The organism is Dietzia sp. IBK-p2-16D (genome assembly GCF_057773085.1).
In genome coordinates, this window is record NZ_JBYMTL010000008.1 from 95,254 (window position 1) to 109,238 (window position 13,985).

The window sequence follows — 13,985 nt, forward strand, 5'->3', positions numbered from 1 at the left end:
CGAGCGCCGGTGCACACGCCGACGCCCTTGCCGATCCCGGATGCGTCGTCGCCCGAGTAGAGAAGGACCCGAGGATGAAGCTCACCCCCCGCGAGTTGGACAAGCTCACCCTGTTCACCGCGGCCGAGGTCGCGCGTCGCAGGCTCGAGCGCGGGGTTCTGCTCAACGTCCCCGAGGCCACCGCGCTCATCTCGTGGGAGATCGTCGAGCACGCCCGCGACGGCCGCACGGTCGCCGAGTGCATGAACCTCGGCCGGCAGGTGCTGGACGCCGGTCAGGTGATGGACGGCGTGGTCGAGCGGCTGGCGATGATCCAGGTCGAGGCCACGTTCCCCGACGGCACCAAGCTCGTCACCGTGCACGACCCCATCGGGCCGGTGGAGCAGAGCGCGTGAACGGCCACGGGCACACCGACCCGGCGACCGCCCGGGTCGTCCTCGCGCTGGGACCGGAGTCCGAGCAGATGCCGGACCTGGGCATCCCGGCGGCCCGGCCCGGCCGCGAGCTCGCCGACCTGGTGACGGACCAGGCGGGGGAGGGCGATGTTGTCGTCGTCGTCCCCATGACGTTCGGCCGCGCGCCCGCGATGATCGCCGACTGCTCCCGAACGTTGCGCGACGTCCGGGGCCGCCTGCCCGTCACCGGGCCGGGCGGCTCGCGGCTCGCCCCGGGCAGCGTCGCCTTGGCCGCGCCGCTCGGCGACGCGACCATGCTCATCACCCGGCTGCGCGCGGTGATCCGCAGGCACGGTGCGGTGTGCTCGGCGCTCGTGGTGAGCCGCTCGATCGACCCGTTCGCCGACGCCGAGCTGTACCGCCTCGCCCGGCTCGCCCGCCAGTACGGGCAACCCGGCCTGGTCGAGGTGGCGTTCCACGGCGGCGAGGAACCCGATCCCGACCTGGCCGAGGGGCTCGAGCGCGTCCGCGCCCTCGGTGGTGGGAGGCCGGCCCTGGTGTCGGCGACCCTCGCCCCCGCGCCGGTCACCGGGCTCGACCTGCCCGGTGAGGGCGAGTACCTGTTCGGCCCGGCGGTGTTGCGCAGCGTGATCGACACCCGCGTCCGCGAAGCCGTGCACCGGCTCGACCACGGCGACGACGGTATCGACGCCGCCCTCGACGCCGAGGACGGCCACGGGTACGCGCACTCGCACGTCGCCGCCGACGGCACCGTCTACACGCACTCCCACTAGCCCCACGACCCTCCAGGAGCCACACATGTCCGGTTCGGTGCACTACCTCTACGGCGACGGGGACATCGAGCTGGGCGCCGGCCGCGCGACCATCGAGGTCCGCGTGACCAACACCGGCGACCGCGCCGTCCAGGTGGGTTCGCACTATCACTTCTTCGAGGCCAACCGGGAGCTGCGCTTCGACCGGCTCGCGGCCTACGGTCGGCATCTGGCGATCGGCGCGGGGCTGGCGGTGCGGTTCGAGCCCGGCCAGACACGGACCGTGCGGCTGGTCGACTTCGCGGGTAAGCGGGTGTGCCACGGCTTCTCCGGGCTGGTCGACGGCCCGCTCGACGACCCGGCCGTGCGCGAACGCGCGCTGGAGCGGATGGTCGAGCGGGGGTTCCTGCACAGCGGCGGTGACGACAACGACGACGACGACGAGGTCACGCCCGTCGCCGACGGTGTGCCCGCCGCTCGCGTCCCTGCCCCCGACGGCCCGCCGACCGTGCTGCCGCGCGCCACCTACACCGACATCTACGGACCCACGGTCGGTGACCGGTTGCGGCTTGCCGACACCGACCTGGTGATCGAGATCGCCACCGATCACAACGCCGTGACCACCGACGGCAGCAGCGGGTACGGAGACGAGGCCGTCTACGGCGGCGGCAAAGCGATCCGCGACGGCATGGCGCAGGACCCGGCTGGCACGCGGGCGTCGGGCGCGCTGGACCTGGTGATCACGGGCGCGATCATCGTCGACGCGGTGCTGGGTGTGGTCAAGGGCGACATAGGGGTGCGCGACGGGCGGATCGTGGCCGTGGGCAAGGCCGGCAACCCGCACCTGCAGGACGGGGTGCACCCGGAGCTGGTGATCGGGCCCGGCACCGAGGTGGTGGCCGGCGAACACAAGATCGTCACCGCCGGCGGGGTGGACACCCACATCCACTACATCGCGCCGCAGCAGGTCGAGGAGGCGCTGAGCAACGGCGTGACCACCCTGTTCGGCGGTGGTACCGGCCCGGCCGAGGGCACCAAGGGCACCACGTGCACGCCGGGCGCCTGGAACATCGGGCGGATGCTGCAGGCCGCGGACGGGCTGCCGGTGAACATCGGGGTGCTGGGCAAGGGCAACACCTCGCAGCCGGAGTCGGCGGTCGAGCAGATCGTGGCCGGCGCAGCGGGGCTGAAGATCCACGAGGACTGGGGCACCACGCCCGCGGCGATCCGCTGCGTGCAGGAGGTCGCGGACGAGTACGACGTGCAGGTCGCGATCCACACCGACACCCTCAACGAGTCGGGCTTCTACGAGGACACGCGCGCCGCGTTCGGCGATTCCACCATCCACACGTTCCACTCCGAGGGCGCAGGCGGCGGGCACGCCCCCGACATCCTGCGCGTGTGCGGCGAGCCCAACGTCCTGCCTGCCTCGACCAACCCGACGCTGCCGTACACCTTGAACTCGGTGGACGAACTGCTGGACATGGTCATGGTGTGCCACCACCTGTCGCACGACATCCCGGAGGACGTGAGCTTCGCCGACTCCCGGGTGCGCGCCGAGACGATCGCCGCCGAGACCGTCCTGCACGACGAGGGGATCATCTCCATCTTCTCCTCGGATTCGCAGGCCATGGGCCGGATCGGGGAGTCGTGGCAGCGCGCGTTCCAGACCGCCCACCACTGCCGCGTCGAGCGGGGGCCGCTGCCCGAGGACGTGGCGGCCTCTCCCGACGGCTCCTCGGATGACGGGCCGGGCGGCGCGCGCAACGACAACGAGCGCGTCCTGCGCTACGTCGCCAAGATGACCATCAACCCCGCGATCGCCGCGGGCATCGCCGACCACCTCGGCTCGATCGAACCCGGCAAGCTCGCGGACCTCGTGGTGTGGCCGGTGGACTCGTTCGCGGCCAAGCCGTCGCTGATCATCAAGGGCGGGATGATCGTGTGGGCGCCGATGGGCGATCCCAACGCGTCGCTGCCCACGCCGCAGCCGGTGATCTACCGGCCGATGTTCGGCGCGTACGGCGGGGCGTTGCAGTCGACGCGGGTGACGTTCCTGTCCGCCGCGGCGATCGAGGCGGGCGTGCCCGAGGAGCTGGGCCTGACCTCGCCGTGCCTGCCCGTGCGCGGGTGCCGCGGGATCGGCAAGAAGGACATGGTCCGCAACGACCGCTGCCCGACCATCGAGGTGGATCCCGAGACCTACGTGGTCACCGTCGACGGCGAGCCCGCCACCATCGCCCCCGCCACCACCTTGCCGCTCGCGCAGCTGCACTACCTGGCGTGATGGGCACCCCGGGCCTCTCGCAGTTGCTGCTGGCGCTGCAGTTCACCGACTCGTCGTTCCCCTCGGGCATGTACACGCTCTCGCACGGACTCGAAGGGCTGCGGCAGCTCGGCGCGATGGACGCCGGAGCCGGGGCCGGGGCGCGGTCCGTCGCCGAGGCCGTGCACGGGATCCTGCGGTACTCGGCCGGGCCGGCGGAGGCGACCGCGCTGGCCCTCGCCTGGGAGGCCACGTACGAGCACTCAGCCGACCTCGACGGACTGGTCGCGGCGCTGACCCGCATCGACAGGCGGCTCCACGCCACGCGGCTGACCCGCGAGTTCCGCGACGGCGCCACCCGCACCGGCAAGCAGGTGCTCGACCTGGCCGCCGAGCTCCTCGACGACCCGGTGGTGTCCGCGTGGAACGACCACGTCCGGGCCCGCCGGTCGCCGGGGTCGCAGTCGGTGGTCATGGGAGTCGTGTACGCCCGCGGCGGGCTGAGCCAACGGGAGGCCGTCGCGGCGGATCTCACGGCGTTGGTGATCAGTCTGTCGGGCGCTGCGCTGCGGCTGCGACTGGCCGATCACCGTAGTGCGCAGGCCCTCGTGCGCGGGGCGGCCCCGGTGATCGCGGAGGTCGCCGACGCCGCGGTGGGCCGGTCGCTCGCCGAACTCGGTGGCTTCGCGCCCGTACTGGACCTTGCCTCGTGCCACCACGAGCGGGCCGACGCGCGGCTCTTCGCCTCCTGACCCGCATGAGTTCTCCACGCGCAGCGCTCTGACCTGCGGTGCCCTGAACACCCCCGCCAGGGCAGCCCGGCCCGGGGCGCTCTGCCGGACGAAGCACTCGACGATGCCCCTCGTGGGAGGGCCTACGCTGGCCGCGTTCGCTTTGCAGCCAGGGCCGACCAAGCGGAGGGGCGTGTGCAGGTCGACATGGGGAATCGGGTGCTCTCGGAATGCGTGCGCGCATCGTGAGTGGCGACGACGTGAGGCTGCAGGCGGGGACTCCGCAGTACCGCCGGCTGTTGGCGGCGCTCTTCTTCATCGGCGTGGCCACCTTCGCCCAGCTCTACTCACCCCAGGGACTGCTGCCGCTCATCTCGGCTGACCAGGACGTCAGTCCGGACCGGGCCGCGCTCATGATCTCCGCCGCCACTCTCGGGGTGGCGTTGGGCGTGATCCCGTGGTCGTACATCGGGGACGCGGTGGGACGTAAGCAGGCGATGCTCGCGGCGATCATTCTCGCCTGTGTCTGCGCCGCGCTGATGACGGTCATGCCCGATTTCACGTCGATGCTGGTGGTGCGGTTCGTCGAGGGACTCATGCTCGGGGGAGTTCCGGCCCTGGCCGTCGCGTACCTGAGCGAGGAGGTGAACCCGCGGGTCGGCGCCATCGCCGCGGGAAGCTATGTCTCCGGCACCACGATCGGAGGCCTGTCCGGACGTCTCATCGCAGCTCCGGTGGGGGAGCAGGTCGGGTGGAAGGCCGGGATGCTAGTGGTCACGGGCGTCGCGATTCTCTGTGTCCTGATCTTTCTGCGTACCGCGCCGAGGGCGCAGAACTTCACCCCTCGGGTCACCCGGCTGTCGGTAGCGATCGGGGCGCTCGTGGGAAACCTGCGATCACCGGCATTGCTGGTGATCTATCTGCAGGGATGCCTGTCCATGGGCGGGTTCGTGGCCGTGTACAACTTCCTCGGCTTCCACCTGATCGATCCGCCCTTCTCGTTGCCGGTCTGGGCGGTGTCCCTCATCTTCCTGGCGTACCTGGCCGGCACCTTCTCCGCGCCGCGGGCCGGCGTCCTGGCCTCGCGCTTCGGCCGCAAACCGGTGTTGATCGCCGGCAATCTGACGATGATGGCGGGCACGGCACTCACCCTGATCCCGGAGGTGTGGGTGATCATCGCCGGGACGGTGGTTCTCACCGTGGGGTTCTTCGCCTCTCACGCGGTCGCGTCCGGCTGGGCGGGGGCCTCGGCCGTCGCGGGACGTTCCCAGTCCTCGTCGCTGTACAACCTGGGCTACTACGGGGGTTCGTCGATCTTCGGCTTCGCCGGGGGGATCTTCCTGCACCTGGCGGGATGGCCGGGGACCATCGCGATGGTCGTGGTCCTGATCGCCGTGGCGACGCTGTCGGTAGCGGTGTTCCTCCCGAGGAACTAGGAGCGGGAGACTCCGCCGTTCTGCATTCACCGAAGTGCGCAACAGTTTCGAAACACGACTGCGTTAGCGTCTCGTCCATGGCAGAGGCACAGCAGGTGTTGCGGATCGGGATCGGCGGCCCGGTCGGGTCGGGCAAGACGGCGCTCATCGAGGCGCTGGTCCCGGAGCTGATCGGCCGGGGACGCACCCCGGCGGTGATCACCAACGACATCTACACGCAGGAGGATGCCGAACACGTCCGCCGCACCCTGGCCGGTGTCCTCGACCCCGCCCGGGTCGTGGGCGTGGAGACCGGCTCGTGCCCGCACACCGCCGTCCGCGATGACCCCACCATGAACCTCGCGGTGGGCGCCGAGCTGCTCGAGGAACACCCCGACGTCGACACGCTCATCTACGAGTCCGGCGGCGACAACCTCACCCTGACGTTCTCACCGGCGCTGGTCGACCTGTTCGTCTTCGTCCTCGACACGGCCGAGGGCGAGAAGATGCCCCGTAAGCGCGGTCCCGGCATCACCGAATGCGACCTGCTGGTGATCAACAAGATCGACATCGCCAAGTACGTGCGCTGCAACCTGGACGTCATGGCCTCCGACGCCGACCGCGTCCGCTCCGGCAAGCCCGTCGCCCTCACCGACTGCCTCAGCGGGAAGGGCATCACGGAGGTGCTGGACTATTTCGAGTCCCGCCGGGCGGATCTGCTCCCCACCCCGTGAGCGACCGGCTCACCCGCGCCGCGGACCCGGGGTTCGTCTGGCCGGTCGTCGCGGCCGGTCCGCAGACCGGGCCGGGCGCGCTGCCCGTCGGCTCGCCCGGCAAGGTGGGCGTGCTCGATCTGGACTTCCGCCTCGCCGCCGGCGATGACCGCGGCGGCCGCGGCGGTCCCGGCGGTGACCGCGTCGGCCGCGGTGTCTCCGGGCGGACGGTGCTCGCCGACCGCTTCCAGAAGTCGCCGTTGCAGGTGATGCGTCCGCTGTACATCGACCCCGTGCTGCGGGAGATGCCGACGGTGTACGTGATGTCGACCGGCGGCGGGATCGTCGGGGGCGACCGGCTCGACATGGACGTGCGACTCGGGCCCGGAGCCCACGCATTGATCACGACGCAGGCCGCGAACCGCGTGCACCGGATGGACGTGGGCTTCGCGACCCAGACCGTCACCCTGACCCTCGGCCCGGGCGCGGTGTGCGAGTGGTTGCCGGACCCGCTCATCCCGTACGGCGGCAGCCGGTTCCAGCAGCGACTGCGCGCCGAGGTCCCCGACGACGCGGTACTCATCGCCGCGGACATCCTCACCGCCGGGCGCGTGGCCCGGGGCGAGAACTGGGCCGTGGACGCCTACGTCTCCGCCGTGGAGATCACCCGCCCCGATGGCACCCCGCTGGCCGTGGACACCACGCTCATCACGCGGGACCGGGCCGGGCATCCGTTGGTCGCCGGCGCCGCCGACGCGATCGGGACGCTGTTCGTGGTGGCCCCCGGCCCGGCCGACGAGTTGGCCACGGTCATGCGGACCGCGGCGGACGAGGCGGCCGGGGCGGACGAGGCGGCCGGGGCCGCGGCCCGGGGCTCGGCCCGGGGTTCGGATGGCTCCGATGCGGCGGTGCGGTGCGGGGTGAGCACCCTGCCGGACGGCTGCGGCGCCTGGCTGCGGGTACTGGGCCGAGGGCAGGAGAACGTGGAGGCCGCCGTGCGGGCGGTGTGGTCGGCCGCCCGCGTGCACCTGCTGGGCGCCCCGGCACCGGATCTGCGGAAGAACTGACCGCCGGGCCGGCCCGCCGACGCCCGGCCCTTCGGGGTATGCGTCCTCTATGGACCGTTCCGGCAGCACAACCCGACCGACGGCGTACACACAGGACACGTAAGTCGAAGGGGGCGCGTAACCGGCGGCGGCGGCGGTGGCGGGTTTGTGCGGCGCCGGCGGTTCCGGCGCGAGCCCAGAGGAGCCCCTCACAGCCGCAGTTTTATAGCGAGACGAACGAGATACACACCGTTCACACACCGCCGGTAGAGGCAACGGTGGCGAAACACCGGCGACTCAGCTGACTCACATCGTGGCCATACCTTTATCGGCATCGCGCTTCGAGACCCGCAGCCCGCGGGAGGCCTCGACAGCCGGTCAGTGAAGGTCAGGTCAACCACGTGAACTCCACCTCTCTCTCCTCTGGGAAGTCAGCGCGCCCGGGCCAGACGCCGCGCACGACCCGCACCCGGCGCGCGCTGGCCACCGCCGGCCTCGTGCTCCTGGGCGCGGGAGCGCTCACCGCCTGCGGCAGCCGGACCGGTGACACCGCCGCGGCCGCCGCCGAGTCCTGTGTGGACACCTCCGGCGACACCATCAAGGTCGGTTCGCTGCACTCGCTGTCCGGGACGATGGCCATCTCCGAGAAGACAGTGCGTGACTCGGTCGCCCTGGCGATCGAGCAGATCAACGCCGAGGGTGGCGTGCTGGGCAAGCAGATCGTCCCCGTGGTGGAGGACGGCGCGTCCGACCCGGCCGTGTTCGCGGAGAAGGCGCAGAAGCTCATCACCAGTGACTGCGTGGCGGCGATCTTCGGCGGCTGGACCTCGTCGTCCCGCAAGGCGATGCTGCCGGTGGTCGAGGACGCCAACGCGCTGCTCTACTACCCGGTGCAGTACGAGGGCCTCGAGGCGTCGGAGAACATCTTCTACACCGGTGCCACCACCAACCAGCAGATCGTCCCCGCCCTGGAGTACCTCAAAGAGCAGGGTGTGAAGTCCATGTACCTGGTGGGCTCGGACTACGTCTTCCCGCAGACCGCCAACCGCGTCATCAAGGCGTGGGCCGAGGCCAACGAGGTCGAGATCCTCGGCGAGGACTACACCCCGCTCGGCTCGACCGACTTCTCCACCATCGTCAACAAGGTGCGCACCGCCAACCCGGACGCCGTGTTCAACACGCTCAACGGCGACTCCAACGTGGCGTTCTTCCGCGAGTACTCCAACGCCGGCCTGTCCGCCGAGGACACCCCGGTGGTGAGCGTGTCGATCGCCGAGGAGGAGGTCCAGGGCATCGGCGCCGCGAATATTGACGGCCAGCTGACCTCGTGGAACTACTACCAGACGATCGACTCGCCGGAGAACACCGCGTTCGTCGAGGCGTTCAAGGCGAAGTACGGCGCGAACCGCGTCACCTCCGATCCGATGGAAGCCGCGTACACGTCGGTCTACCTGTGGAAGAACACGGTCGAGAAGGCGGACTCCTTCGCCGTCGACGCCATCCAGGACGCCGCCGACGGCGTCAGCTTCGACGCCCCCGAGGGCACCGTCACCATCAACGGCGAGAACAACCACATCTCCAAGACCGCGATCGTCGGCGAGATCCGCCCCGACGGCCTGATCTACGAGGTGTGGAGCTCCGGCGAGGCGATCGAGCCCGACCCGTTCCTCGAGTCCTACGACTGGGCCGGCGACCTGTCCGGGAACTGACGCCCGCCATACCAGCCCCGCCCACCCCGCTCCCGGCCCGCAGCCGGGGGCGGGGGAGGGCGGGACCCGGAGAAAGGAGCCGATGTGGACATCCTCGTCGGACAACTCGCGACCGGATTGAGCATCGGCTCCATCCTCCTGCTCGCCGCGCTCGGACTGAGCCTGACGTTCGGCCAGATGGGCGTCATCAACATGGCCCACGGCGAGTTCATCATGGCCGGCTGTTACACCGCCTACGTCGTCCAGCAGATCACCGCCGCCTCTGGGATGAGCCTGCTGTTGTCCCTGGCCCTGGGTTTCGTCGTCGGCGGCCTGCTCGGCGTGCTGCTCGAGGTGACGCTCATCCGGCGCCTCTACGCCCGTCCACTGGACACCCTGCTCGTCACGTTCGGTGTGGGCCTGGTCCTGCAGCAGATCGCCCGAGACATCTGGGGCGCGCCGGCCGTCAACGTGGCGGTGCCGGAGTTCCTGCGCGGCAGCGTCGAACTGCTCGGTGCGTCGGTGCCTCTGACTCGCGTGTTCATCTTCGTCCTGGCGATCACCTGCGTCGCCGCGGTCATGGCCGCGATGAAGTTCACGCCCATGGGCCGCCGCATCCGGGCGGTCACGCTCAACCGTGACCTCGCCGAGTCGTCGGGCATCAGCTCCCGCCGCACCGACATCACCACGTTCTTCATCGGCTCCGGCCTGGCCGGCGTCGCCGGGGTGGCGCTCACGCTCATCGGCTCGACCAGCCCGACGATCGGCCAGTCGTACCTCATCGACGCGTTCCTCGTGGTGGTCGTGGGCGGCCTGGGCCAGCTGCGGGGGGCCGTGATCGCGGCGTTCGCGCTCGGGGTCCTGCACTCGTTCTTCGAGTACTCCACCACCGCCTCGGTGGCCAAGGTCCTCGTGTTTGTCGCCATCATCATCTTCCTGCAGGTGCGCCCGCAGGGCCTGTTCGCCGTCAAGACCAGGAGCCTGGCATGACCGACACCCTCTCCGTCAGGAGCGCGAGAAGCGCCGCCGCCGCCGATCCCGCCGCCGCGCCGCCCCGGCGCACCCGCGCCCGGCGCCTGCTCACCGGCGACGCCGAGCGGCCACGGTGGACGTTCTGGGCCGCGCTCGCGGTGGCCGCGCTGATCATCTTCGGCCTCGCGCCCGCGCTGCTGTCCGATTTCCGCCTGAGCCTGCTGGCCAAGTTCTTCTGCTACGCGATCGTCGCCAGCGGCATCGGTCTGGCGTGGGGGCGCGGCGGCATGCTCACCCTGGGCCAGGGCGTGTACTTCGGCGTGGGCGCGTACGCGATGGCGATGTTCCTCAAGATCGCCGACGCCCGCGACCGCGGCGGCGCCGACGCACTGCCCGACTTCATGCAGATCGCCGGGATGCGCGCGCTGCCCGGGTACTGGGTGCCGTTCGCCTCGCCCGGGTTCACGCTCGCGGTGATCCTGCTGGTGCCGCCGCTGCTGGCGTTCGGGTTCGGCTACCTGGTGTTCAACCGCAAGGTCAAGGGCGCCTACTTCGCGATCCTCTCGCAGGCCCTGGCCGCGGCCGCCGCGATCTTCCTCGTGAGCCGGCCGGAGCTGGGCGGGTCCAACGGGCTCAACCGCTTCACCGGGTTCTTCGGGTTCGCGCTGTCCGACCCGGCCAACCGGCGGATGCTGTACTTCCTCGCCGGCGGGGCGCTGCTCCTCGTGGTGCTGCTGGTGCGCCAGCTCATGAACTCCCGGTTCGGCGAGTTGCTCGTGGCCGTCCGTGACCAGGAGGAGCGCGTGCGGTTCCTCGGCTACGACCCGGCGATGGTCAAATCGTTCGCCTACGCCGTGGCCGCGTTCGCCGCGGGGCTCGCCGGGGCACTGTTCGTGCCGATCGTGGGGATCATCTCGCCGTCGGCGATCGGGATCGCGCCCTCGATCGCGTTCCTCATCGGCGTCGCGATCGGCGGCCGCGCGACCCTGCTCGGCCCGGTGCTCGGCGCGATCGGTGTGGCCTGGGCGCAGACCGCGTTCTCCGAGGCGTACCCGTCGCAGTGGACCTACCTGCAGGGCATCTTGTTCATCGTGGTGGTGGGGTTCCTGCCCGGCGGCCTGGCGTCGCTGTTCGTGATGCGGCGTCGGCGGGCGAAGGACACCCCCGCAATGACAACGACAACGACGACGACAACGACGACGACGAGCGCCGCCACCTCCGACCGGCCCGCCACCACCGGCGTCGCCGAACCTGATCCCGATTCGTCGGCGCCGGGCGCCGCTTCCCCCGAGGAGTCCCGATGACCCCGACCACCGCCTTCGGCATCGGTGCCGCCCTCTCTGCGGGCACCCTGACCGGCGCCGAGATCGGCCTGCCCGGCTCCGGCGCCCGCAAGAACGCCCGGACTCGCTCCGGGGAGGGAGGCGCCGGCACCTACCTCGAGGTCCGCGATCTGACGGTGACGTTCGACGGGTTCAAGGCCGTGGACGGCGTCGACCTCACGCTGATCCAGGGCGACCTGCGCTTCCTCATCGGCCCGAACGGCGCCGGCAAGACGACCGTCGTCGACGCGATCACCGGGCTCGTGCCCGCCACCGGCACCGTCGACAAGTCGGGGCAGCCGGTGCTGGGGATGAAGACGCACAAGATCGCCAGGATGGGCATCGGCCGCACCTTCCAGACGGCGTCGGTGTTCGAGGACCTCACCGTGGAGCAGAACCTCGACATCGCCGCCGGCGCCGGCCGCGGCCCGCTCACCCTGCTGCGGCGTCGCCACGGCCGGGAGGACAGGGTCGCCGATGCGCTCGAGACCATCGGGCTCGGGCACCTCGCCGGCACCAAGGCAGGGGTGCTGGCGCACGGGCAGAAACAGTGGCTGGAGATCGGCATGCTGCTGGTCCAGGACTCCGACGTCATGCTGCTCGACGAGCCCGTCGCCGGGATGGGCGCCGAGGAGCGTCAGGCCACCGGCGAGCTGCTGCAGCGCATCGCCGCCGACCGCACCGTCGTGGTGGTGGAACACGACATGGACTTCATGCGCGCGTTCGCCACCTCCGTCACCGTCCTGGCCGCCGGCAAGGTGCTCGCGGAGGGCACCGTCGCCGAGATCCAGGCCGACCCCAAGGTGCAGCAGGTCTACCTGGGCACCGCCGCCGCGACCGGCACCGAGCTGGCAGACGAGACCGAGGAGTCCCCACGATGACCGCACTGCTCAAGATGACCGGCGTCCGCGCGGGCTACGGGGGCTCGGAGGTCGTCCACGGTGTCGACCTCGAGGTCCCGGCCGGGGGAGTGGCCGCGATCCTCGGCCACAACGGTGCCGGCAAGACGACGCTGCTGCGGACCGCGGTGGGACTGTTGCCCTGCAAGGGCGGGACGATCGAGTTCGACGGCGAGGACATCACCTCCCTGCGGCCGCACGCGCGGGTGGCCCGCGGGATCGGCTACGTCCCGCAGGGTCAGCAGTCGTTCACCCAGCTCACGACGGCCGAGAACCTCCAGGTGGTCGCCGATGGGCGCAAGCGCGGCAAGGCGCTGATCGACGAGTCGCTGGACCTCTTCCCGGCGCTGAAGGAGCTGCTCGACCGCAAAGCCGGCCTGCTCTCCGGCGGCCAGCGGCAGCAGTTGGCGATCGCCCGGACGCTCATCACGGAACCCCGGATGCTGGTGCTGGACGAGCCCACCGAGGGCATCCAGCCCAACGTCGTCGCCGAGATCGAGCGCATCATCGTGGACCTGGCCTCCCGCGGCGACCTGTCGGTCCTGCTCGTCGAACAGCACGTGGGTTTCTCGCTGCGGGCCTCGGACGTCTACTACGTCATCGAGTCCGGGAGGATCTCGCACTCAGGCGCCTCTGATGCGACCGCCGCCCACGAGGTCTCGGCGGCACTTGCGATCTGAGCCCGAGCCGGCCGTCCGCGCCACCGCCGGCACCCGGGCCGTCGCCAGCCGATACCGCCTCTGACCTGGGGTGCCCTGCTCAGCCCGTTCAGGGCGCCCCAGGTCAGAGGGCTCGGGCCGGCCACGCCGCGGGCGCGCGTCCCGCACCGAATAGTCGACACCGTTAACTGCTCGGGGCAAAGAGTGTTTATTCTCTTTCCCAGTGCCGAGACTCCCTCCCCGGCGCACGGGCTCACTTAGCGGCCGCAGTGAGAGCGAACCGTCCCCCTCAGGCCTGTCCGAAAGGCGCCCCCTCATGGCGATTGCCCAACCCAATCGTGTCAAGGAGATCACCAAGTCGATCTCTGAAGGCGATATGGAGACGGCGGCCACGGCCACCATCAACTTCATCCTCGATTCGGGAGTGAACGGTTTCGGACCGGTCAAGGGTGCCGAGACCATCGCCGCCGAGGCACTCAAGCACTCCGGTGGCGACGCCGAAAAGGCCATCAAGCGGATCATCGCCACGCACACCAGGGTCGTGGGCGCGTCGGGGTTCGTGTCCGGACTCGGTGGGCTGGCCACGATGGCGGTGGCCATTCCCACGGATGTCACCGTCTTCTACACGCGAGCCACCCGCATGATCGCGGCGGTCGCACACCTGCGCGGATATGACGTTCACAGCGAGGAGGTCCGCAGTGTCATCGCGGTGTCGCTGATCGGATCCGCCGGTGTCGAGGCGATGTCAAAGGCCGGAGTCGAGATCGGCACCAAGACGGCCGTCGCGGCCCTGAAAAGGGTTCCGGGCACTGTCCTGACCAAGATCAACAAGGCGGTGGGCTTCCGTCTGGTCACCAAGTTCGGCACCACGGGGTCCATCAACCTGGTCAAGGTCGTGCCCGTGGCGGGCGCAGCCGTGGGCGGGACGATCAACATCGCGGGCATCCGATCGATCGCCGGCTACGCGAAGAGCAACTTCCCGGCAGTCGACCCAGTGGTCGTGCCGGGCACCGTCGTCTGAGCCTGCCGCCGGACAGCCGGCCCCTGCCGCATTGCGTCGAAACCGCCGCTGACCTGGGGTGCCCTGCACGGCCCGTTCAGGGCAC

13 protein-coding genes are annotated in these 13,985 nt (G+C 70.6%); all 13 read left to right on the top strand.

Annotated elements, in window-relative coordinates:
* Window positions 1-74 precede the first annotated feature (74 nt).
* The 13 genes from AC3DE3_RS15995 to AC3DE3_RS16055 all read left to right on the top strand — a co-directional run bounded on the left by AC3DE3_RS15995 (window position 75) and on the right by AC3DE3_RS16055 (window position 13,900).
* Window positions 75-395 carry an urease subunit gamma gene (locus AC3DE3_RS15995; protein ID WP_488370630.1) on the top strand — a complete coding sequence of 107 codons (321 nt, stop codon included), beginning with the start codon at window positions 75-77 and terminating at the stop codon, window positions 393-395.
* The gene (locus AC3DE3_RS16000; protein WP_488370631.1) at window positions 392-1,189 is read left to right on the top strand and encodes a hypothetical protein; all 798 of its coding nucleotides are present in this window, start codon (window positions 392-394) and stop codon (window positions 1,187-1,189) included. Before AC3DE3_RS15995 ends, AC3DE3_RS16000 begins: the two co-directional genes overlap by 4 nt.
* A gap of 25 nt (window positions 1,190-1,214) precedes the next feature.
* Window positions 1,215-3,455, top strand: coding sequence for an urease subunit alpha (ureC, locus tag AC3DE3_RS16005; protein ID WP_488370632.1), 2,241 nt, complete (start codon window positions 1,215-1,217; stop codon window positions 3,453-3,455).
* On the top strand, window positions 3,455-4,186 hold the full coding sequence (locus tag AC3DE3_RS16010) for an urease accessory protein UreF (RefSeq protein WP_488370673.1): 732 nt from the start codon (window positions 3,455-3,457) through the stop codon (window positions 4,184-4,186). Before ureC ends, AC3DE3_RS16010 begins: the two co-directional genes overlap by 1 nt.
* 209 nt (window positions 4,187-4,395) lie before the next feature.
* Window positions 4,396-5,601 carry an MFS transporter gene (locus AC3DE3_RS16015; RefSeq protein WP_488370633.1) on the top strand — a complete coding sequence of 402 codons (1,206 nt, stop codon included), beginning with the start codon at window positions 4,396-4,398 and terminating at the stop codon, window positions 5,599-5,601.
* Between the two features lie 77 nt (window positions 5,602-5,678).
* Window positions 5,679-6,314, top strand: a complete 636-nt coding sequence (ureG, locus tag AC3DE3_RS16020; protein ID WP_488370634.1) for an urease accessory protein UreG — start codon at window positions 5,679-5,681, stop codon at window positions 6,312-6,314.
* Window positions 6,311-7,360, top strand: a complete 1,050-nt coding sequence (locus tag AC3DE3_RS16025; RefSeq protein ID WP_488370635.1) for an urease accessory protein UreD — start codon at window positions 6,311-6,313, stop codon at window positions 7,358-7,360. The genes ureG and AC3DE3_RS16025 overlap by 4 nt, the downstream gene beginning before the upstream one ends.
* 458 nt (window positions 7,361-7,818) lie before the next feature.
* Window positions 7,819-9,048: an urea ABC transporter substrate-binding protein gene (gene urtA, locus AC3DE3_RS16030; protein ID WP_488370674.1), complete on the top strand. Its 1,230-nt coding sequence runs from the start codon at window positions 7,819-7,821 to the stop codon at window positions 9,046-9,048.
* Window positions 9,049-9,132: 84 nt separating this feature from the next.
* Entirely contained in the window at window positions 9,133-10,017 is an 885-nt protein-coding gene (urtB, locus tag AC3DE3_RS16035; RefSeq protein WP_488370636.1) for an urea ABC transporter permease subunit UrtB, read from the top strand.
* On the top strand, window positions 10,014-11,303 hold the full coding sequence (gene urtC / locus AC3DE3_RS16040) for an urea ABC transporter permease subunit UrtC (protein WP_488370637.1): 1,290 nt from the start codon (window positions 10,014-10,016) through the stop codon (window positions 11,301-11,303). The genes urtB and urtC overlap by 4 nt, the downstream gene beginning before the upstream one ends.
* Window positions 11,300-12,202, top strand: a complete 903-nt coding sequence (gene urtD, locus AC3DE3_RS16045; protein ID WP_488370638.1) for an urea ABC transporter ATP-binding protein UrtD — start codon at window positions 11,300-11,302, stop codon at window positions 12,200-12,202. The genes urtC and urtD overlap by 4 nt, the downstream gene beginning before the upstream one ends.
* Entirely contained in the window at window positions 12,199-12,900 is a 702-nt protein-coding gene (gene urtE, locus AC3DE3_RS16050) for an urea ABC transporter ATP-binding subunit UrtE (RefSeq protein ID WP_488370639.1), read from the top strand. Before urtD ends, urtE begins: the two co-directional genes overlap by 4 nt.
* Before the next feature lie 295 nt (window positions 12,901-13,195).
* Window positions 13,196-13,900, top strand: coding sequence for an EcsC family protein (locus AC3DE3_RS16055; RefSeq protein ID WP_488370640.1), 705 nt, complete (start codon window positions 13,196-13,198; stop codon window positions 13,898-13,900).
* Window positions 13,901-13,985: the final 85 nt, after the last annotated feature.

Coding starts and splice junctions, on each gene's coding strand:
- AC3DE3_RS15995 (WP_488370630.1), top strand. CDS start 75: ATGAAGCTCACCCCCCGCGAGTTGGACAAGCTCACCCTGTTCACCGCG.
- ureC (WP_488370632.1), top strand. CDS start 1,215: ATGTCCGGTTCGGTGCACTACCTCTACGGCGACGGGGACATCGAGCTG.
- AC3DE3_RS16010 (WP_488370673.1), top strand. CDS start 3,455: ATGGGCACCCCGGGCCTCTCGCAGTTGCTGCTGGCGCTGCAGTTCACC.
- AC3DE3_RS16015 (WP_488370633.1), top strand. CDS start 4,396: ATGCGTGCGCGCATCGTGAGTGGCGACGACGTGAGGCTGCAGGCGGGG.
- ureG (WP_488370634.1), top strand. CDS start 5,679: ATGGCAGAGGCACAGCAGGTGTTGCGGATCGGGATCGGCGGCCCGGTC.
- urtC (WP_488370637.1), top strand. CDS start 10,014: ATGACCGACACCCTCTCCGTCAGGAGCGCGAGAAGCGCCGCCGCCGCC.
- urtD (WP_488370638.1), top strand. CDS start 11,300: ATGACCCCGACCACCGCCTTCGGCATCGGTGCCGCCCTCTCTGCGGGC.
- urtE (WP_488370639.1), top strand. CDS start 12,199: ATGACCGCACTGCTCAAGATGACCGGCGTCCGCGCGGGCTACGGGGGC.
- AC3DE3_RS16055 (WP_488370640.1), top strand. CDS start 13,196: ATGGCGATTGCCCAACCCAATCGTGTCAAGGAGATCACCAAGTCGATC.